Consider the following 18,654-nt stretch of genomic DNA (forward strand, 5'->3'; position numbering starts at 1 on the left):
GGAGATGATCACTGCCGCACACGATTCTTCCCGCCGGACCGTGATGGTTATCCGGTCGGATCCTATACCGACAAGGTCCTCCAGGATGTAGGTGACCAGGTCGGAGAAGATCTCCCGGTCAACGGACACCTGCGGCGATTGACCGTCTGCATCAAGGGTGAAGACGATATCCTCAAGGAGGGGGCGCGAACCGATCCGCGCAAGAAGGATCTGCATGAATGCATCATCGTCATCGGCCGATGACAACAGGTCCTCATCCGAGCACGACGGGACGGTAAGGCCGGTAATGATTGCCTCGATGACCGGGACGAGGGAACTGGCTGAAAGATTACTTGGAGGATTGAATCCGCGAAGCAGCTGGGTATAATCCGACAGGAGACGCCCGGCCCGGTCGACGAGTATGGGATCGATGATGCGGGTCAGTTCCTCCTTCCGGAACGACCGGTCGAGTTTGCCGATGACCTGTCCGGCCTTGAGGGCCAGCTGGATCGAAAGGCTCCTGCCGCGGTGATGTTCATCGGCAAAGGCAGAGAAAGCTTCGAGGAGTTCATCGACGGTATCCCCGGGGATGACCGACTCCATCCGCTGCGCAATATCCGACTCGCCAAGCTCGTCCAGGACATACGAGACATAGTACAACCGCCCTGCCATGATCGTGAACAGTTCGTTCACTTCTTCCATGCAGTCCTCGGCAAATGCAGCTGCCTGTTCGGCCCGCCCCCGGTTCAGCTCGGCAATATCCATGAGCCCCTGCGCATCGGTCCGGACCGCGGACAGCATCCTTTCAGCATCGGGCGCTGTCACGACCCTGCCATGCCCGGGCAGGACCGTCGTGATACCGCTGTTGTCGAGCAGGGTCAGCACATGACCAAGGGAACGGACGAGCGCTTCCTGGTTCCATCCGATCAACCCGGCAACACCCGGATTTGCGGCAAAGAGGATATCGCCAATGAAGAGCAGTTCTCCCATCCCAAGACAGATGCTGTCGGGACTGTGGCCGGGAGTATGGTAGATCTCGAGGGGCGGGCCGTTTCCGAATTCCAGCCGACCGTGAGGAAGTTCCCCTGCAGTACCAGATCCAGTATAGGTGACCGTAACGGTTGCCCCATTGGGATAAGCCGCCTGGACCGGGATGTTCCTCCCGGCGTCCCACGTACCGGGGAAGAGTTCAAGACCGATCCTCATCGGGGGGAGTGCCCTGCCGAGGATGTCAGCCTGCGTCAGTTTCGTATCGCCGCGTTCAAGGGCCCGGCTGCCCCGTTCCTGGACAGCAAAGACCGCCGTTTCAGGAGAGGCAAAGACCGGGCTTGAAAGTGCGCCGATACAATGATCGATATGTGCATGGGTCAGGAAGACGAAAACGGGACGGTCCCGCTCCTGGCGGCATTCACCGATGACGCGTGCCAGCTGTTCTGCCTGTTCAGGAAGACCGCCCGGATCAATGAGGATCAGGACGTCCGGTGTGGCGATAAGGTACGAATTTGAAGAGATGATATCGATCTTCCGGATGAGGGGCCAGATGGATGCTCCGTCTGCCCCGGGGACCGGCTGCCAGGCAAGGGGAGTTAAAGGGTCGTTACCACCCGGCAAGCGCTTCTCCCTCAGTAGGACATATGGAGAAAATGGATGTGAACCCGGCAAGCTTGAGGATCTTCATGACTTCCGGAGAGAGGCTGCAGAGGGCGAACCGGTCGCCGGGGTTCTTGAGTTTCTTGGCCGTGGCAAGGAGGACCCGCAGACCCCCGCTGCTGATGTACGTTACTCTGGAAAAGTCAAGGAGGATCTTCCGGTGCTGGCGTTCGATCTCCCGGTTTATTGCCTGTTCGAGTGCCGGTGCCGTTGCCGTATCGATTCTCCCGTCAACCGAGAGAATGGTCGCGTTATCGCGGGTTGTGGTGGTAATCTCCATAGAATCCCCCTGTGCGTTCAGGTTCCCTGAACGGATATATGGTTACATGTCGTCATTTTTGCATGATAATCCTATCCGTGGCACCGCCGCAGGATGCGAGGATCTGAAGTGACCATTAAATGAACCGGTGTTCAATCATGAATAGACACGTGCATTATCATGGATCCGCTGTTCTTCACCTCCATGCTCGTCCTCCTCCAGCTGATCTGCGTCATCATCGTGGTCGCGTATCTCCTGACCAGAACCCGTTTTTTCCCCGAGGTGCTTGAAGGACACCCGACCCTCAGGGCGCAGGTCATCCTCATCCTTGTCTTCGGGGCCCTTTCGATCTACGGTACCCTGAGCGGTATCGAGTTCCTGGGTGCTCCCATCAATGTCCGCGACCTCGGGCCGATGCTTGCAGGCCTGCTCGGCGGACCACTGGCAGGGCTCGGCGCCGGGCTGATCGGCGCTGCACACCGGATGACCATGGGCGGTTTCACGGTATATCCCTGTTCGCTCGCAACGGTCCTCGCGGGACTGATCGGCGGGCTCATCTGGCTCCTGCACGGGCGCCGGTTTGCCGGGATCATGATCGCGGTGCTCTTTGCCATCCTCATGGAGGGGCTCCACATGCTGCTCGTCCTTGCCATCTGCCGACCGTTTGGTCAGGCTGTCGAGATCGTGTCGATGGTCGCATTTCCCATGATCGTGGGCAATGCTGTTGGGATGTTCGTCTTTGCCTTCATGGTCGAGAACCTCATCAGCGAGCGGAAGATGCAGGCCGAGCGCGACACCCTCCTGCGGGAGATGGAGCGGAAGAATACCGAGATTGCCATCGCTGCCGAGATCCAGCAGAGTTTCCTTCCCGATACGATCACCCAGATCCCGGGGTACGACATTGCGGGAAAGAGCGTCATGGCAAAAGAGGTCGGAGGCGATTTCTTCGATGTTATCCCTCTCGAAGTTGTTCCGATGGGAACCGGCCGGCTGGGAATCATGATCGCGGATGTCTCGGGCAAGGGGATCCCTGCGGCCCTGTTCATGGCCCTCTCCCGTATCGTGGTCCGGGTCAACGCGACCTGGTACGGGCAGCAGCCGTCGGCCGCGATCCGGGATTCGAACACGATCATTGCCAACGACTCGAAGTCCGGAATGTTCGTGACGCTCTGGTACGGCCTCCTCGAATCCGCAACCCGGAAGCTGATCTATGTCAATGCGGGGCACAACCCGCCCATCCATTTCCGTGCAGCCGACAGGAGCCTGGCGGAGCTGCCCGCTACCGGGATCGCGATGGGTGTCATGGACGATGCCGGATACACACAGGAGAGCGTGGACCTGGCGCAGGGCGATATCCTGATCCTGTATACGGACGGGATAACCGAGGCAGAGAACGAAAACCTTGAGATGTTCGGCACGGAACGGCTGCAGCAGGTCATCCTCGCGTCATCGGAGCTTTCGGCAAACGCGATCTGTACGGAGATCCTCAATGCAGTGAAAAATTTCACCGGCAGCCACCCGCAGTCGGACGATATCACGCTGATGGTAATCAGGAGCCTGTGACCATGAATCCCTCGTTCGAGATAACCATTGGATCGGAGGTGGGGGAGATCCCGGGCGTGTCCGCACGGCTCGAGGAAGCGATGCGGGAATACGGATTCTCGCCGGAAGATATTCTCGATACCCAGCTGGCGGTCGAAGAGGTCATCACCAACATCATCGTCCATGGGTACCGGAGCCCCGGGAACACGATCCACCTGACCTGCCGGTTCACCGGGGACATGGCGGTGATAACTGTCATGGACTCAGCACCGCGGTTCGACCCTCTGTCCCTGCCGGAACCGGAACTTGACGGGAATATCGACGACCGCAAGATCGGCGGCCTCGGGATTTACCTTGTCCGGCAGGTCATGGATTCGCTTTCGTACACCTACGAGAACGATAAAAATATCCTGACCCTGCAGAAAAAGAAGTCGTCCTGAGATCAGGCATCCCGGACAATATCCTGGATATATGCGATCCCGATCTTCGCCTTCCGCAGCCGGGTGCTGTCGAGGAGATGGCGCATGTCCACGAACTCTCCGTCCGTCACCACCTTCTTCACCTGCGTGTTGAGGTCGAGCGATGCGTCGTAGGGGACGTTCCTGAACACAACGCCATGGTTATGGAGGTACATCTGTTTTGCTGCACCGGTATTCAGGGGATTTGCATAGTACAGCGAGGACAGGGTTGCAGGGCTGAAGTGTGTCGCGCCCGTTGCCAGGTCGATCCCGATACCGAAGCTGATGAGGGTGTCACCCCGGTGGGTATTGCCGGTATCCGAGGCGATCCATTCGTGGATCCGGCCGGGCGACATGATCGACTCACCCCCCGGGGGAGCCGCTGCTGCGACCGGTGCCTTTTTGAGACCGGAGCTTGCGATGCTCTCGATGACACCCCAGATGGTGAGAGCCACGACACCGGTGTAGCCCTTCACCCGGCTGCCGGCTGCCGAGAAGATGACCCGGTAGATGTCCGATATACTCACGCCATTCGGGTTTGTCGTATCGAGGGTGAAGTATTCGTTGAACGGACCGTCAAGGGTTATGTTGTACCCGGTATAGACAGGCACATCGCTCCCGGCATCCAGGGGTGTCAGGAAGTCAGGGGTGTTGTTGCCATCGGTCGGGAGCCAGACCATCGAGCCGTACAGCGTGATCATCTCGCCCATGAGAGGCATCGCATCCTTCATACCGGAACCCAGCGCGCCGAGGCCGAGGGAATAGGTGACTTCCGAGAATTTTTTTGTCCGGACGTCGGCCTCGGTGATCCTCGCATGGATGACCTTGTCAAGGTCGCCGAGGACCCGCAGGACCGGGGGCCGGGTCTTCCAGCCCGGCTCGATCGTGAGCTGCAGGCCCTCATCGATGATCTTCTTGTAGAATATCTCGTTGAAGAGCGTCGGGTTCTTCCGCTTCTTTACGATATCGGCAACTGCTGCAGCGGTATCCGGGAAGATATCGAAGACCGTGGAGAACCCGGCCATGTCCAGCACCTTCTTCGGGTACTCGCCGACCCCGGCAAGGGCGAACCGGCCGCCCCGGCGTTTCATCTCTTTTTTCAGCCCGTTGAATGACCGGATACCCCCGCTGCTCAGGTAGTCCGATCCGCTCATCTCAATAACGAGATCCTTGTCATCGTCGGCAAGAGCGTCCTTTGCCCAGCGGTCCATCTGCCGGGCCCCGAATGCATCCAGCCTCCCGCTGACATGCAGCAGCACAACGCCGTCCTTCTTCTCGCTTCTTGCTTCCATGGATACCGTGTCTCCTTCTTCAAAAGTGGGTTTTCATGGACTTTAATATTCGGTTTTTTCCGGCAGCGAGGGCCCTGAAAAGGGGTATCAGACGAAGACCTTCTCTCCCAGGATAGTGCAGGTCGTTATAATACTGTGCTTTCAGTCCCGGATGGCTGACGATGCGATAAAGACAAAGACTGTTGTGCCGGTCTCATCATACATTTTCAGGGTTGAACCGCTTACACGGAACGATGATACTTTTGACAGATCCGCAAGAAATACCGATTCCTGCTCCATGATACCGGGCCGGTCGCACCGCATATCCGTAATTATCTCACGGGAAAGGGTGATGGCGTTGCTTTTTGTGGTATACAGTGCAGAATACCCGTTGCACCCGGACCGGCCGCTCATCCTTCCCTCCCTGGTGTCGAACCGTGCAGTCATCTCACTCCCGTTGATGACCGGGACAAGGGTACCACCGGCATCTGCATAGGAAAGGAGCGTCCAGTTCGTCTTTGTCATCTCCAGGCCGGAATCGACCGGGAGGACAAGGGGATGTGAAAGAATCAGGAGGACCAGGATGCCGATAAGGCCGAGGGCTGCATAAAACCCGTAACCCATCGTTTCCGTTTGCCCCGCAGGAATATTTTCCTCATCGCCGGAGACGGCATCATCTGCCCCTGCCGGAAGATCGTCTGTCATGAGCAGTACTTGGCACGAGACCCGTTAACGGTATCTGCGGACAAGGGCCCCGGCCGGTTATCCGGCCCGGAAAACCAGTACGGTCTTCCCGGACGCATCGTCAATGTACAGCGACGACCCGCCGGTCCGGAACGATGCGGCAGCGGCCATGTCCTTCAGAAATGCGGATTCCTGTTGTGCAGTTCCGGAATCCCGGCATTTCATATCCGTAACGGATTCCAGCGAGGTCTCCAGGGTATTTCCCCGTGTTGTATATCGGAATGAATACGAGTTGCATCCGGAATTCCCGACAACCCGGCCTTTTTCCGAGAATTCCGCTGTCACCGTACTGCCACTCCCTGCCGGGACAAGGATTCCGGTTTCATCGGTATAGGACTCCAGCGTCCAGTTCGTTGCCATGAGCCGGACCCCGGGGTTCGTCTTTGCTGCCGGGAAACTGATGAACATGGCGATCATGATCAGGAGACTGACAAGAATGAGCGATACGTAATACGAGAATTTCCGTTTCACCGGAGGGTCTGCCGGCAGGCTGGTTTTTCTTCCTGCAGCGCTTTCCGTCAAATCTCCATCCGGATCAACGGGCATAGCCTGATCTTGGCAGCCGATGCAATAACGGTTTCTGTCACCGTCAGAATCTCGTGCGCCGGAGATAAAAGGAAGGCCGTCCATTATGGTACGAACATGGGATCGGCTGGAAACATCCTTGTACTCATGGCCTGCGTGATCATATCGTATCTCTGTGCCGGGGCCATCTCCTCTGCGGTTATCACCGCGTTCGGCCTCAGCGGACCTGCCGCCATGATCACGGGTATGGTACTCTTTGCCTTTGTCTTCTTTGCGATTCTCCAGCTCCTTCAGAAGTATGCCGGAATCGGCTTGTTCCGGTTTGATAACGAATGAGCGGGCGGCAGCCAGGGATACCGATACGTCCCTTCCGCGGGAGTATCTTCGATAAAAACCGGAAAAAACCTGATGGTTGCATCAGACTGTGAGGATATACCATAGCGAAATAAAAAAGCAACGCATATAAACAGAACGGTATACCATGATCTATTCAGATGAACCGGCTCACCAGAGTGTGAGGAAGTGATGAGCCGATCCAGCCCGAAGGCATGACATAATCAGCTTCCCGTATCTTGAAGGTTATGATCGGGCCGCAGCGCTGCCGGCATTTTTTCCCGGATTTGGAATTCAGGGAACATTTTTACAAGGAAAAAACAGGCTCTGGAGAACCATGCATGAACACGGGTTCCCGGCCGAACGAGAAAAACCCCCTTTTTTGGATATTTTTGAGTGCTCCCCGGGTCGGTGCCCCGGTACAGCATGGCAGGGAAAGACCGCTATCCAGGAAAAAAGGAATTGAGGCCTCCGCGAAAACGCCCCCGATGGGTTCGATGGGTCCGACAGGTTCATCAGAATCCGGGAGGTCTGTCAGGACCCGGAGGAAGAGAAGAACATCGGGTTCTGTCGAATCAGCGGCCACTCATATCAACCGGTGCATGGGGACATCAGCCCTTATCATTGATGATGATCGTTTTTCATTCCCAAATCGATATCCGGAATTTTTTTCAACCGACCCCTTGTTCCCTGTCCGGAAAAATGGAATCGGGATCCAATCAATCAGCCGGAATGCTCACGCCGGACAGACAAAAATGTTGTACAGTACTCTCTTGGAGAGTCAAGTACGTACCCGGTAATCGGGAGCATAACCTACAGGTTTTTTTGCGATTGAAAATGTTTTGCAAAACCGGATGAAAAACCATTCATCCGCTCTTTGCCACGTACGACACGTACAGCGTTGTCAGGCCCGAAACGATACAAAAACCGCCGGCAATGAAGGGCAGCATCACGATAACCAGCAGGGAGTTGAGCAGCAGCAGGATGCCGAAGATGATGCTGATGGCGCCAAGGACTCCGTTGCCGGCATCCTTCGAGCCGAACGCGTGGTAAAGGTGGACGGCCCCGATGAAACAGGCCCAGAACCCGAGGAAGAGGAGGAAGAACTCGAGGGCAAAGAACGCGCTGACAAACGGGTGCAGCAGGATCAACAGCCCGGCAAAGATATTCACGCCGGCAAGCAGGAGCTTCAGTGCCGTGTTCGTCCGGTCAACGAAGAGGCCCGCGATGACAAAGATCCCGCCGACAAACCAGTATGCCCCGAGGAACGTGATGAAAAGGACCGTTGTGACCTCCGGGGAGAGGAGGAACATGAGCCCGACAATGATCGTGAGGATCCCCCACAGGAGCAGGATCCACCAGGGAAAGAGGTTCGCTTCTGCACTCTCAGCGTTTGCTGCCTGACCAGGGTCTGCCATACGATAATCTCCGGAGTAAAAATTATTGACTCTGATATTTGTAGTATTCCATGCACGAACAGGGCATTGTGCAGGTACTGCAGATGATCGCCGGTCCGGTTTTCATAGTGTACATTTTATCATGATGGTGTCAAATACTGATCAGGACAGAAAAAACGGGACGGAAACGCCCGGGTGGAACAATGCTGGATTCCAAGACATCGTGCCTTATCCGCGGTATTGTCGGAGTGATCTTCGGGTTCCTCGCCCTGCTCATCCCAAAAGAGGTGGAGGCCGGCTTTTACGGGCTCTTCTGGGTCCTGATCGGGCTCCTCATGGTACTGTTCCTGTTCCTTGCCATCACAGCCCGTGGCGACGAGTCGATGCTCTGGTTCGGACTCTCGGCCGCACTCCTAATCGTGGGTGTGATCTCCATCATCATCCAGGGATTTGTGGCCGTCATGCTCATCCTCGCAGTAGCCGCTGTGGCGATCATCAATGGTTTCACCGACATCACGCTGGCGCTCGAGCACCCGCGGACAAAATACATCCTCATCCCCGTCATGATCATCACGGCGATCCTCGTCCTCGCGCTGCTTTTCTACTACTTCCCCGGCTTTGAGTCCCACCTCTTCCTCGCCGTTGTCGGGACCTTCGCGCTTGTGTTCGGCCTCTTCTCGGTCATCCTTGGCTTCTACTCGTCTGACAAATCGCAACGAACGACCTGAACACGCATGCCCGCACCAGAGTTTCCAGGATACAGGGAGAGGGAGACGATACGGTACGTGACATCCCGGCACTCCATGCCGTGGAGGCATTTTTCATGAATTACGATGTTGTTGTTGTCGGTGCGGGACCCTCGGGAACAGCAGCTGCACGCGAGTGTGCCCGGCTCGGGCTTTCCACGCTCTGCATCGAGGAACACGGCACGATTGGATACCCCGTCCAGTGTGCCGGCCTCCTCTCAACGGCTGCCTTTGACGAGTGCCGGATTGCATCGGAGCGCCCGGTGCTCAACCGGGTGACCGGCGCCCGCGTAATAACCGCTGCCGGCAGCGAGATCCTGATCGATGCAAAGAAGACAAAAGCCGTGGTTGTCGATCGCGGAACCCTCGACCGCGAGATGGCTGAGGCCGCAGCGGATGCCGGGGCCGAGTTCCGGATGAAGACCTCCGTGTACAGCGTGAAGGGCACATCCGTATATGCACGGGGCGTGAACGGTGTCGAGGAGATCGGTTTTAAGATCCTGATCGCTGCTGACGGCCCGAGGAGTACCATCGCCCGCGTGTATGGTATGGAGCGTGCGCGGACCTATCTTGCCGGCATCCAGGCTGATATGCCGGGAGAATGCGATACGCGATATGTCAGGATCTACCCGGACGCCTCGCCGGAGTTCTTCGGCTGGTCGATCCCGACCGGCCCCGGGCGTATCCGTGTGGGCATGTGCGGACGGAAGGATATGATGGAGCGGTTCGCACGGTTTTCAAAACAGTTCGGGACAAGCACCTCCCAGTTCGTGACCGGCACGCTCCCTCTCGGCGTGATGAAGAAAACCTTCCGGGACCGGACACTCTTTGTCGGCGATGCAGCGGGGTTCCCGAAACCAACCTCCGGCGGCGGGATCTATACCGGTGTCCGGTCTGCCCGCCACGCTGCTGCGGTTGCCGCAACTGCCTGCGAAAAGGACCAGTACGACGACACAACCCTTGCCGGCTACGAACGGCTCTGGCAGGAGGATTTCGGGCGGGAACTTGAGCTCGGGTACCGCATGTTTGAGGTGCGCCAGAAGATGTCGGTGGAAGATATCGACGCACTGATCCGGGCACTGGATAATCCTTCGATACTGAGTACCATCGAAGAGTATGGCGACATGGACCGTCCCGGCGCACTGGTCAGGCGGCTGCTCATGAATCCATCCATCCTCCGGCTTGCCGGGCCGCTCATGCAGGCTGGCCTGCACACGTTGTTCTGAACGGAATCATTCGGGGGTCTGGACCCCGGCCGTATCCGGCGAGAGGATATGGCAGCGATCGCGACGGGAGTCCCTTGCTATGCGGTACATCTCCTTTGGCACGTGCATCTCGAACCGTGCACCTTTGCCATAGTCGCCGGTCTCGACAATGGTAATGCTGGTGATGGAAAGGATCTCCTTTACGAGGAAGAGGCCAAGACCGGTATTCTTCCCGAAGCCCTTGATAAAGATCCTCGACTTGTCAGGGACCGGGATACCGATCCCATCGTCCTCGAGGGCGATGATGAGGCCGGCAGATGATTCGCGGGCCGAGATCCGTACCACGGAGACATGGTGCCCGTGCAGGATCGCGTTTTCAACCAGGTTGTAAAAGACCCGCTCGAGCAGGGGATCCGCGTAGATCTCGAATCCTTCCGAATCGGACTGGACCCGGATCCTCTTGATGTCCACGTGCGTGCAGGCGGCAAAGAATATCTCGTGGACGTTCTGCCATGCCGGAGCAACGATGCCGAGGTTCTGGTACAGCTTGGTGAACTCGATATTCTCACCGATGATGGAGACCGTGTCCTTCATCTTCCGGACATACATGGAGTGCTGGGAGTCCGGAGGGCGCTCCTTGATGAGATCGAGATACCCTCCCATGACCGTCAGCTTGTTCCGGATATCGTGCCGTGTGATCTCGGCAAGGAGATTGAGTTTCTTGTTCGCCAGCTGGAGGGCATCCTGAGCCATCTTTATGTCCGAGATATCGTGGAAGATCTCCATGAAACAGAGCCGCCCCCCGAGATCGATGATGGTCGCACTGGCGATCACCGGGATATGCCGTCCGTCGTGGCCTGCGATGATATCCGTCTGGAAGGCCGTCCCCTCGCGCGCATGCTGAAGGAAAACATCAGGGTACATATCCTTCTTCTCCGGGGGATGGAGATCGGTCTGGTGCATGGTATGGATTTCTTCAGGATTCTTTCCGATCAGGTCGCGGGCTTTCCTGTTCGCATCCACGAGCATTCCGGTCGTGGCATCGGCGATGAAGATAGCATCGTTGGCATAGTCCATGAGACCACGGTTCTTCTCGTTCTCCATGCGGAGTGCATTGATAGCATTCCGGGTGTTCACGGCTTTCCGGATCTTGTGGCCAAGCTCGGCAAACTGCGACCGGGGATCCCCGCCTTTCTGCAGGTAGAAGTCCACGCCATGGTTGATGGCCTCGATGACCACCTCCTCCCTTCCCCGGCCCGTAAACAGGATGAAGGGGATTCCCTCGTTCCTGGACCGGACCCTTTTTAAAAATTCGAGACCGTCGATATCCGGCATCTGATAGTCGGACACGATCACATCAAAGGACGATGCTGAAAGGAGACCGATCGCCTCCTGCGCCGAGGGAATCGGTGTGACGCTGAACTCTCCGTCCCGTTCAAGGAATATCTTGCAGAGTCCGAGCAGCTCCGGCTCATCGTCCACGTACAGGACAGAGATCATTATCGTTGAATTGCTGTTTTGGATGGAAATACCTTTTGTATGAATCCCACAATCCAGCGTGACACTTTTCTCACCAGTTTCCGGAATCTTTCCTGCAGGAAAACTTCTCGCCGGAAGGACCCTGAGAAGGCTCGTATTTGGGCTGATCCCGGTCACCCGGTATGAGAGGTAATGAATAAAGGATGAAGAATGAATCGCACCAGTATACCGGCTGCCTTCGGTAACGTACTTATCATTGCAGAAATAATTCTCTGACAGAGGCAGGGAGCCGGGCAATGTTTTCGGTGGATCTCGGGAAGACCGAACAGGAGAGGGAGCGTTTTATCCTCCTGTGCATGGCCGGCCTCGGGTTCGGTATCCTCTCGGCGGATGTGTTCATCCCTCTGGGATTTGTCATCTGGATCCTGTACCTGATGCCCCTTCTGATGTCGGTCTGGCTCACCCACCGCTATGCCCCGTTCTTCACGGCATGGGCGATAACCTTCTGTCTCTTCCTGGGAAGCATGATTTCCGGCGCCGGTCGTTCAGATCCCTCCGACCTCCCGAACCGTGCGATCTTTATCCTGATGATGGCAATCGTGGCACTGCTCGTATGGGAGATCCGGACGAATTATACCGATCTTGAGAAAGAGGTAAACGAGCGGCGTGCGGCCCAGCAGAGGCTCGAAGAACTGACGCGGTCGCTCGAGACCCGCGTGGCCGAGAGGACAAAGGAGTTGTCGGAGGTCAATACCGCACTGGAGAACGACATCGCGGAACGGAAGAAAGCCGAGGCTGCGCTCGGGACGGCAAACCAGAAGCTCAACCTCCTGTCCCAGATCACCCGGCACGATATCTCAAACCGGGTCTTTGCCCTCCTTGTAGATATCGACCTGGCAAAGGAACACGCGGAAGATGTACAGCTCAAGGAGATCCTTGAGAAGATGGAACTGACCTCCATGTCCATCCAGGACCAGATCACGTTTACGCGGGACTACCAGGAGATCGGGGCGCAGGCACCTTCGTGGCACAGGATAGGTCCGATGGTGAGCCAGGCTGCGGAGCAGCTCGACCACGAGGGAGTAACGATTGACATCCTCCTGGGCGGGACCGAGATCTTTGCCGACAGCATGATCCGGAAAGTCTTCTACAACCTTATCGACAATGCGCTCCGGCACGGCGACCATGTCAGCCGGATCATCTTTTCCGTACAGGAAGGTTCTGACGGACTCAGGATTGTATGCGAAGACGATGGAGTCGGAGTGCCGCCGCAGGACAAGGAGAAGATCTTTACCAAGGGATTCGGCAGGGACTCCGGTCTTGGCCTGTTCCTCATCCGCGAGATCCTGTCGATCACGAAGATAACCATACGGGAAACCGGGGATTACGGGAATGGTGCACGCTTCGAGATGCTTGTCCCGAAAGGGGATTACCGGAGAGGATGAGGACTGCTCCTTGTCAGTGAATCATTCCGGGGAACAATCCGGCAGTCTGGCATGATTCCAGATTCCTTTCCAGAATCTCTGTATTAGAAGATCCTATACCTGATACATTGTATCCAGGTTGACGTTTGTACGGTTGAATTCAAAAAATGTCTGAATCCCTGCTGTACGGATACTTCCCCAGTTGACGCCATCCGTATCGTAATAAATTGTTGTATCCGATGTGTCGATTCCCGCATTCTGCATCATCGACTGCAGGCTCCACGTCTGCAGACCGACAGCATTCCGGTAATTCCCCCTGACAACCCGTAAATCCTGAACATCAACGAATAGTATTGTGTACTGCTTTATATTTTCTGAATTTTCCCGAACCGACTCATCAATACTGTGCTGGATATTGTGGGATACCACATAGTTAAAGCACAATCCCTGGTTGATAATCAGGCTCACGACAACAATGATGAAAATGCCGGTTACAACGAATGATTTTTTTTCTCAGTATTCACGATTACTGCAGAATGTCCCGGAAAGAAAGGCATACCGGTTGTCTCATTTCATATGAAAATACGAGATACAGAGCAAATTGAAAAACGGTAAGGATATTCCCCGGATAATGATTGGTATTATCCCCGCTTCTTCTCTGCAATAGCCGCAAGCACCTGCGTTTTTACACCGGCCGGCAGGTCCAGTCCCTCGAGCACCCTGCTGAAGATGAGTCTTCCCATATCCTGACCCTCCGGCGTTGCAAGGTACGACTCGATCATCTTCTTGCCTTCGGGAGACGACAGGTAGTTCCGTATCGCTTCCTGCCCCTGGGGAGAGGCAACATATCCTGCAATCATTCCCTGTATACCGCTGAGTCCTGCCATGATATCACGCCGGGTGTCTGAGCAGTTTTGATCGGAATCTCACATAAAACCGCGGGCGTCTGGACAAGCTCCGGTCAGTCGAGCCACCGGGTGACCTCCTCGACCGGGGGGCGGATCGCGGGGGAGAGTTCGTCCGCCGGGTACCCGACCGCACATCCCATCAGTTCCCATTCGCCGGGAGGGATGCCAAGAATGGCGCAGAATGCCGGATCCGATGACATCTGTGAGGTTACGGAAACCAGCTGGAACCCGAGATCGAGTGCGGTTGCCTTCAGCCACATGTTCTCGAGGCAATGGGCAAGCGACTGGAGTTCCACCGGGGGATATCCCCGGCGCTCGGCAACCACGATATAGTACGGTGCCGACCCGATTCCCGGAACAATTCCTTTTTTACTGAATATCGAAAGCCTTTCGGCAAATGCCCCTGCTTTTGCCCGGAGTGCCGGATCGTTGTGCATCCCTGCTTCAAGATCCGCTGCCATCCTGCGGACCTGCTGCAGGACGAGCGGGAAGGCTGCCTTCATGCTCTCCGACCCCCGACGCATGACAAAGAAGCGGCGGAAATAGTCTTGGGAGGTCCCGACGGCTGCCGCAGCAAACGGGGCAAGCAGCCCGGCATGGAGGACCCGGCGGATCTCGTCCTCGCTGCAGAAATCCGACCGGAAGATCCGGTGGGACCGGCGTTCCGCCAGGATCTGGTCGAGATACCTGTTCTTCTGGATGCTGATATCGTCACACATGGAGATGTGCCTCTGAGTGCGGTTTCACAGGGCAGGTACATGAAGGTAGCTGATGGGGACACGGTAACTGATACGGCAAACTGTCCTGTGGAGGAATGAGGATTGCATCCGCCTTATTTCCGTTCCGCGTGGAGAACGCCCATGACACCGAGGATATCGTGGCAGGGCTTCCGATCGATCCGGAAATCGTACCAGCGGCTGATGTACTCGAGGAGGGCGGGGTTGACGGGGCCGCTGATCGGAGGTGTATGGATCTCCATCTCGATCCGGCGGACCGGGGCGAGATCCTGTGGGGAGATGAGCCACTCGGCACCCTCGCAGTCGCATTTCAGGAAATCGCACCCGCCGGCCATGGTTATCAGGTCCCTGAGGGTATACGTCCGGCAGACAACACGGCAGTCGTCCCAGCAAATCTTTTGAGGTCTCCCGTCACCCAAAGCACCGGCAATGACCTGCACAGAAACACCGTTGGCGCGGATATTCCGGCACAGAAGGTCTGCGGTCACCGGTTCCACGGCAGTCACCTGCCCCCCCATCATCGCGGCGCGGATGCTGAACGCACCAATATTGGCACCGATGTCGAGAACCCGGTCGCCGGGCCGGATATCGTCGAACCGGTACTCGGTCACCGAACGGATCTGGCGGCAGGGGATCTTCTCATCAGTAAAAACGATCTCCGGTTCTGTTATATCGCACCGGACCGGCATCACGGAACCTCGGGGGGATCAGGGTTTCTTTTTGATAAACGTCCCGTCAGCGTACTCTTTGAACGCACGCCGCAGCTCCTCGCGGGTATTCATGACAATGGGACCACGCCATTCCACCGGTTCCCGGATCGGTTTTCCGGCAATGAAAAGGAAACGCATACCGGAACCAAATGAACGGACCCATAGTGAATTCCCGTCGCTGAACAGAACGAGATCGCGGTTTCCCACCCGGTGTCCCTCTTTCTCGTCAAACGTCCCCTCCCCTCCGATAACGTACGCAAATGCCGTGTGCCCCTGCGGAACCGGGTGGGTAAAGAAGAGGTCCGGGCCAAGAGAGATATCAAGGAATTCCGAGTCGGCAACGATATCCCGGATCGGCCCCCTGGTTCCGGCAAGGGTACCGGCGATCACACGGATATTGATTCCCCTGCGGGGCGAGATTACCGGGATCGTGTCGCTCTTTATCTCCTGGTATCGCGGCGCCATCATCTTCTGTTTCCGGGGAAGGTTGACCCAGAGCTGGAACCCGCCCATGCGCCCGCTGACGGGTTTTGGCATCTCCTGGTGGATGATTCCCGAACCCGCGGTCATCCACTGGACATCGCCGGCGCTGATGCTTCCGGCGTTCCCGATACTGTCCTCGTGATCGACCGTACCTTCCAGCATGTAGGTGACCGTCTCGATGCCGCGGTGCGGGTGCCGGGGGAACCCGGCAAGGTACTCCGCCGGCTTTTCCGATCGGAAATCGTCCAGCATCAGGAACGGATCGAACTGCGGCAGCTCGTAATACCCGAACGCCCGGTACAGACGCACACCAGCGCCCTCGACAGTAGCATACGCCTGCAGGATGCGCTCAGCCGTCCGTACCTGATCCATAGAGAAGGAACAGGTACTCATGGCACATTAAGATATGGGTTTGAATCACAACGCCAGGGTGACACCCGTATGTTCGTCCCCGGGGGATCGCATTAAATGGGGACACCGTGAACGTAACCGGTAATCATGGGCCTCCGCGATCAGCTCAGAGGGATATTGCCGCCGGAACTGCTGCCAATGGTATCCGATCATTTTACGGTAATCGGGGATGTTGCTGTTATCGGGATTCACCCGCTCCTGAAACCATACCGGCAGGTGATTGCACAGGCCATCGTCTCCCGCAGGAAGAATATTGGAACGGTGCTTGAAAAGACCGGTAAGATCGCGGGGGATTTGCGGACAGCCGGGTATGAACTGCTTCTCGGGAACTCGACCGTCACGGTTCACCGCGAGGCCGGGTTCTCGTACCGGCTCGATGTTGCAGGATCGTTCTTCTCCCCCCGCATGGTGTCCGAGCGGAAACGGGTGACCGGTCTTGTCCGGCCGGGCGAGCACGTGTTCGTGCCGTTCGCAGGAATCGGGCCGTACGTGATCCCTGCCGCAGCGCGGGGGGCAGACGTATGGGCCGTGGAACAGAACCCGGATGCATTCCGGTGGCTTTCTGAGAACTGCGCCCTCAACAAGGTCGGCGCACACTGCCACCTGATCCCGGGAGATGCCCTGGACACCTCGCTGCTGCCGGTTCATCGCTTCGACCGGATCATCATCCCCGCCCCGTACGGCATGGATAATGCACTCGACATCCTGCTCCCGCTCCTCTCCTCCCGCGGCACGGCACATTTCTATACGTTCAGGACCCGGCAGGAGATCCCCGGTCTCGTTGCAGCGTACGCAGCACGCGGGCTGGACGTAACGTACACATCAGCCTGCGGCAATGTCGCGCCCGGTGTCAGCCGCCGGGTCTTCGATCTTGTATGGCGACGATAAACCCGTTTCCCCCACACACGCCATTTATCCACCCACAAAACAATACAATCCGGTTATTGTGTGCCGCACGCTGACAATCAGGATACCCGGCGCAATGCTCCGCCCGTGGCGGGAGAATGATGCCCCGTCGCTTGCGCGATATGCGGACAACCCGCGGGTATCGGCCTGCATGCGGGACGCGTTCCCGTCACCCTACACCATGGATGACGCACGCCGGTTTATCCAGATGGCAAACGGCCCCGGCCATCCACTACTCCTCGCAATCGAAGTTACGGGAGAAGCAGCCGGCGGCATCGGCATCCACCCTCTCGGGGACGTATACCAAAGGACCGCAGAGATCGGGTACTGGCTGGGGGAACCCTTCCGGGGAAAGGGGATTGTCACTGAGGCTGTCCGCGCCCTTGTCCCGGTTGTTTTTCAGCAGACGAATCTCATCCGGATCCAGGCAGGGATCTTCTCGAACAACCCGGCATCCATGCGGGTGCTTGAGAAATCCGGATTTGTCCGCGAGGCCGTGCACCGGAACGCCGTCACGAAACACGGGGTTGTGATGGACGAGATCCTGTACGTCCGGTTCCGTGATCCGGAAGGATGAAACGGTCATGGAAAAGATCCGTGCAGTTCTTAAAAAAATCCCAAATCCTTTTGTTTCTCTCTTTCTTTTCGGATCCTTCCTGTTCGCGATAAAAGGATACGTCCGGCCGGGACAGGAAAAACCTGAAGAGATAGCATCATATCCGAAGAGAAATAACTCCTACTGATCGACAGATGCAGAACGGGAAGGTCACGATCGGTCTCATCCAGATGGGCGTTGAAAAGGACCGCGAAGCCATGCTGGTGAAAGCCCTGGAGAAGGTCAAAGAGGCCGCCCGGGCCGGCGCTCAGGTCATCTGCCTTCCCGAACTATACCGGACCCCGTATTTCCCCCGGCATCCCGGTGCGGACACATCTTCCTTAACCGAGACTATCCCCGGTGAATCAACAGGGTTTTTTTCCATGGCTGCACGGGAGCATCGCGTGGTCATCATTGTCCCGCTCTACGAGCGGGCTCCTGACGGGAATTATTACAATTCCGCGGCGGTTCTCGGCCCTGACGGGATGATTGGCAGTCCCTATCACAAGATCCACATCCCGCAGGACCCGGGATTCTTCGAGAAAGGATACTTTTACCCGGGGAATTTTTACCCCGTATACCAGACGCCGTTTGGCCGGATCGCGGTACTCATCTGTTACGACCAGTGGTTCCCGGAGGCTGCACGGTGCGCAGCCCTCGACGGAGCAGAGCTCATCATCTACCCGACCGCGATCGGGCATCCTACCGCAGACGTTCCTCCGGAAGGTGGCTGGCAGGAGGCATGGGAGCTGATCCAGAGGAGTCACGCCATCGCAAACAGCGTCCATATCGCAGCTGTCAACCGGGTCGGGAAGGAGGGGGACTGCTCGTTCTTTGGCGGATCCTTTGTGTGCGACGCTTTCGGCAAGGTACTTGCCCGGGCATCCGGCAG

General features: G+C 57.0%; 22 protein-coding genes. 10 read left to right on the forward strand and 12 right to left on the reverse strand.

Features of this window, described 5'->3' with window-relative positions:
• Both A4E33_RS03935 and A4E33_RS03940 read right to left on the reverse strand, forming a co-directional pair.
• Positions 1 to 1,590, reverse strand: a 1,590-nt coding sequence (locus tag A4E33_RS03935) for an MBL fold metallo-hydrolase (RefSeq protein ID WP_292346383.1), incomplete at its 3' end; no start/stop codon positions are given.
• Entirely contained in the window at positions 1,577 to 1,909 is a 333-nt protein-coding gene (locus A4E33_RS03940) for an STAS domain-containing protein (protein WP_292346384.1), read from the reverse strand. The genes A4E33_RS03935 and A4E33_RS03940, both read right to left, overlap by 14 nt.
• Before the next feature lie 159 nt (positions 1,910 to 2,068).
• Between A4E33_RS03940 and A4E33_RS03945 the strand changes: the two genes are divergently transcribed.
• Together A4E33_RS03945 and A4E33_RS03950 are read left to right on the forward strand one after the other, a co-directional pair.
• The gene (locus tag A4E33_RS03945; protein ID WP_292346385.1) at positions 2,069 to 3,451 is read left to right on the forward strand and encodes a PP2C family protein-serine/threonine phosphatase; all 1,383 of its coding nucleotides are present in this window, start codon (positions 2,069 to 2,071) and stop codon (positions 3,449 to 3,451) included.
• Between the two features lie 2 nt (positions 3,452 to 3,453).
• Positions 3,454 to 3,870, forward strand: a complete 417-nt coding sequence (locus A4E33_RS03950; protein WP_292346403.1) for an ATP-binding protein — start codon at positions 3,454 to 3,456, stop codon at positions 3,868 to 3,870.
• Positions 3,871 to 3,872: 2 nt separating this feature from the next.
• Here the strand turns inward: A4E33_RS03950 and A4E33_RS03955 are convergent, their stop codons facing one another.
• The 3 genes from A4E33_RS03955 to A4E33_RS03965 all read right to left on the reverse strand — a co-directional run bounded on the left by A4E33_RS03955 (position 3,873) and on the right by A4E33_RS03965 (position 6,449).
• Positions 3,873 to 5,180, reverse strand: coding sequence for an STAS domain-containing protein (locus tag A4E33_RS03955; protein ID WP_292346386.1), 1,308 nt, complete (start codon positions 5,178 to 5,180; stop codon positions 3,873 to 3,875).
• A 141-nt stretch (positions 5,181 to 5,321) separates the two neighbouring features.
• The gene (locus A4E33_RS03960) at positions 5,322 to 5,864 is read right to left on the reverse strand and encodes an META domain-containing protein (protein WP_292346387.1); all 543 of its coding nucleotides are present in this window, start codon (positions 5,862 to 5,864) and stop codon (positions 5,322 to 5,324) included.
• A 57-nt stretch (positions 5,865 to 5,921) separates the two neighbouring features.
• The gene (locus A4E33_RS03965; RefSeq protein WP_292346388.1) at positions 5,922 to 6,449 is read right to left on the reverse strand and encodes an META domain-containing protein; all 528 of its coding nucleotides are present in this window, start codon (positions 6,447 to 6,449) and stop codon (positions 5,922 to 5,924) included.
• 9 nt (positions 6,450 to 6,458) lie between these two features.
• Between A4E33_RS03965 and A4E33_RS03970 the strand changes: the two genes are divergently transcribed.
• Positions 6,459 to 6,764: a hypothetical protein gene (locus A4E33_RS03970; RefSeq protein ID WP_292346389.1), complete on the forward strand. Its 306-nt coding sequence runs from the start codon at positions 6,459 to 6,461 to the stop codon at positions 6,762 to 6,764.
• 863 nt (positions 6,765 to 7,627) lie between these two features.
• Here A4E33_RS03970 and A4E33_RS03975 read toward each other — a convergent pair.
• Positions 7,628 to 8,179, reverse strand: a complete 552-nt coding sequence (locus A4E33_RS03975; RefSeq protein WP_292346390.1) for a DUF308 domain-containing protein — start codon at positions 8,177 to 8,179, stop codon at positions 7,628 to 7,630.
• A gap of 182 nt (positions 8,180 to 8,361) precedes the next feature.
• Between A4E33_RS03975 and A4E33_RS03980 the strand changes: the two genes are divergently transcribed.
• A complete protein-coding gene (locus A4E33_RS03980; protein WP_292346391.1) occupies positions 8,362 to 8,886 on the forward strand; it encodes a hypothetical protein in 525 nt (174 codons plus the stop codon).
• 95 nt (positions 8,887 to 8,981) lie between these two features.
• Positions 8,982 to 10,130 (forward strand): NAD(P)/FAD-dependent oxidoreductase, encoded by a 1,149-nt coding sequence (locus A4E33_RS03985; protein ID WP_292346392.1) that lies wholly within the window; start codon positions 8,982 to 8,984, stop codon positions 10,128 to 10,130.
• A 6-nt stretch (positions 10,131 to 10,136) separates the two neighbouring features.
• Here the strand turns inward: A4E33_RS03985 and A4E33_RS03990 are convergent, their stop codons facing one another.
• Positions 10,137 to 11,609, reverse strand: coding sequence for a response regulator (locus A4E33_RS03990; RefSeq protein WP_292346393.1), 1,473 nt, complete (start codon positions 11,607 to 11,609; stop codon positions 10,137 to 10,139).
• A 275-nt stretch (positions 11,610 to 11,884) separates the two neighbouring features.
• On the opposite strand from A4E33_RS03990, the gene A4E33_RS03995 reads away from it, so the two are divergent.
• Positions 11,885 to 13,033 (forward strand): sensor histidine kinase KdpD, encoded by a 1,149-nt coding sequence (locus A4E33_RS03995; RefSeq protein ID WP_292346394.1) that lies wholly within the window; start codon positions 11,885 to 11,887, stop codon positions 13,031 to 13,033.
• Positions 13,034 to 13,126: 93 nt separating this feature from the next.
• Here A4E33_RS03995 and A4E33_RS04000 read toward each other — a convergent pair whose 3' ends face one another.
• The 5 genes from A4E33_RS04000 to A4E33_RS04020 form a co-directional block, all read right to left on the reverse strand.
• The gene (locus tag A4E33_RS04000; RefSeq protein ID WP_292346395.1) at positions 13,127 to 13,480 is read right to left on the reverse strand and encodes a hypothetical protein; all 354 of its coding nucleotides are present in this window, start codon (positions 13,478 to 13,480) and stop codon (positions 13,127 to 13,129) included.
• Positions 13,481 to 13,653: 173 nt separating this feature from the next.
• Positions 13,654 to 13,899: a hypothetical protein gene (locus A4E33_RS04005; protein WP_292346396.1), complete on the reverse strand. Its 246-nt coding sequence runs from the start codon at positions 13,897 to 13,899 to the stop codon at positions 13,654 to 13,656.
• Between the two features lie 74 nt (positions 13,900 to 13,973).
• Positions 13,974 to 14,639, reverse strand: a complete 666-nt coding sequence (locus A4E33_RS04010) for a nitroreductase family protein (protein WP_292346397.1) — start codon at positions 14,637 to 14,639, stop codon at positions 13,974 to 13,976.
• A 113-nt stretch (positions 14,640 to 14,752) separates the two neighbouring features.
• Positions 14,753 to 15,346 carry an FkbM family methyltransferase gene (locus tag A4E33_RS04015; protein WP_292346404.1) on the reverse strand — a complete coding sequence of 198 codons (594 nt, stop codon included), beginning with the start codon at positions 15,344 to 15,346 and terminating at the stop codon, positions 14,753 to 14,755.
• Positions 15,347 to 15,364: 18 nt separating this feature from the next.
• Positions 15,365 to 16,243 carry a pirin family protein gene (locus A4E33_RS04020; protein ID WP_292346398.1) on the reverse strand — a complete coding sequence of 293 codons (879 nt, stop codon included), beginning with the start codon at positions 16,241 to 16,243 and terminating at the stop codon, positions 15,365 to 15,367.
• 156 nt (positions 16,244 to 16,399) lie between these two features.
• Here A4E33_RS04020 and A4E33_RS04025 point away from each other — a divergent pair, with 156 nt between their 5' ends.
• From A4E33_RS04025 to A4E33_RS04040, 4 genes are all read left to right on the forward strand, one after another.
• Entirely contained in the window at positions 16,400 to 17,149 is a 750-nt protein-coding gene (locus tag A4E33_RS04025) for a class I SAM-dependent methyltransferase family protein (RefSeq protein ID WP_292346399.1), read from the forward strand.
• A 94-nt stretch (positions 17,150 to 17,243) separates the two neighbouring features.
• Positions 17,244 to 17,744 carry a GNAT family N-acetyltransferase gene (locus tag A4E33_RS04030; protein WP_292346400.1) on the forward strand — a complete coding sequence of 167 codons (501 nt, stop codon included), beginning with the start codon at positions 17,244 to 17,246 and terminating at the stop codon, positions 17,742 to 17,744.
• Between the two features lie 7 nt (positions 17,745 to 17,751).
• Positions 17,752 to 17,910: a hypothetical protein gene (locus A4E33_RS04035; RefSeq protein ID WP_292346401.1), complete on the forward strand. Its 159-nt coding sequence runs from the start codon at positions 17,752 to 17,754 to the stop codon at positions 17,908 to 17,910.
• Between the two features lie 7 nt (positions 17,911 to 17,917).
• Positions 17,918 to 18,654 (forward strand): nitrilase-related carbon-nitrogen hydrolase (locus A4E33_RS04040; protein WP_292346402.1); only part of this gene is annotated, 737 nt, incomplete at its 3' end.

Origin of the sequence: Methanoregula sp. PtaB.Bin085, assembly GCF_002067035.1 — an archaeon.
Lineage (GTDB): Archaea > Halobacteriota > Methanomicrobia > Methanomicrobiales > Methanospirillaceae > Methanoregula.

Excerpts from the sequence above, each read along its gene's own strand:
- A4E33_RS04015 (WP_292346404.1), bottom strand. The coding sequence starts at position 15,346 with ATGCCGGTCCGGTGCGATATAACAGAACCGGAGATCGTTTTTACTGAT.
- A4E33_RS04035 (WP_292346401.1), top strand. The coding sequence starts at position 17,752 with ATGGAAAAGATCCGTGCAGTTCTTAAAAAAATCCCAAATCCTTTTGTT.
- A4E33_RS03960 (WP_292346387.1), bottom strand. The coding sequence starts at position 5,864 with ATGACAGACGATCTTCCGGCAGGGGCAGATGATGCCGTCTCCGGCGAT.
- A4E33_RS04025 (WP_292346399.1), top strand. The coding sequence starts at position 16,400 with ATGGTATCCGATCATTTTACGGTAATCGGGGATGTTGCTGTTATCGGG.
- A4E33_RS03990 (WP_292346393.1), bottom strand. The coding sequence starts at position 11,609 with ATGATCTCTGTCCTGTACGTGGACGATGAGCCGGAGCTGCTCGGACTC.
- A4E33_RS03945 (WP_292346385.1), top strand. The coding sequence starts at position 2,069 with ATGGATCCGCTGTTCTTCACCTCCATGCTCGTCCTCCTCCAGCTGATC.
- A4E33_RS03980 (WP_292346391.1), top strand. The coding sequence starts at position 8,362 with ATGCTGGATTCCAAGACATCGTGCCTTATCCGCGGTATTGTCGGAGTG.
- A4E33_RS03950 (WP_292346403.1), top strand. The coding sequence starts at position 3,454 with ATGAATCCCTCGTTCGAGATAACCATTGGATCGGAGGTGGGGGAGATC.
- A4E33_RS03985 (WP_292346392.1), top strand. The coding sequence starts at position 8,982 with ATGAATTACGATGTTGTTGTTGTCGGTGCGGGACCCTCGGGAACAGCA.
- A4E33_RS03975 (WP_292346390.1), bottom strand. The coding sequence starts at position 8,179 with ATGGCAGACCCTGGTCAGGCAGCAAACGCTGAGAGTGCAGAAGCGAAC.
- A4E33_RS04010 (WP_292346397.1), bottom strand. The coding sequence starts at position 14,639 with ATGTGTGACGATATCAGCATCCAGAAGAACAGGTATCTCGACCAGATC.
- A4E33_RS03955 (WP_292346386.1), bottom strand. The coding sequence starts at position 5,180 with ATGGAAGCAAGAAGCGAGAAGAAGGACGGCGTTGTGCTGCTGCATGTC.
- A4E33_RS03965 (WP_292346388.1), bottom strand. The coding sequence starts at position 6,449 with ATGCCCGTTGATCCGGATGGAGATTTGACGGAAAGCGCTGCAGGAAGA.
- A4E33_RS03940 (WP_292346384.1), bottom strand. The coding sequence starts at position 1,909 with ATGGAGATTACCACCACAACCCGCGATAACGCGACCATTCTCTCGGTT.
- A4E33_RS03995 (WP_292346394.1), top strand. The coding sequence starts at position 11,885 with ATGTTTTCGGTGGATCTCGGGAAGACCGAACAGGAGAGGGAGCGTTTT.
- A4E33_RS04020 (WP_292346398.1), bottom strand. The coding sequence starts at position 16,243 with ATGAGTACCTGTTCCTTCTCTATGGATCAGGTACGGACGGCTGAGCGC.
- A4E33_RS04030 (WP_292346400.1), top strand. The coding sequence starts at position 17,244 with ATGCTCCGCCCGTGGCGGGAGAATGATGCCCCGTCGCTTGCGCGATAT.
- A4E33_RS04005 (WP_292346396.1), bottom strand. The coding sequence starts at position 13,899 with ATGGCAGGACTCAGCGGTATACAGGGAATGATTGCAGGATATGTTGCC.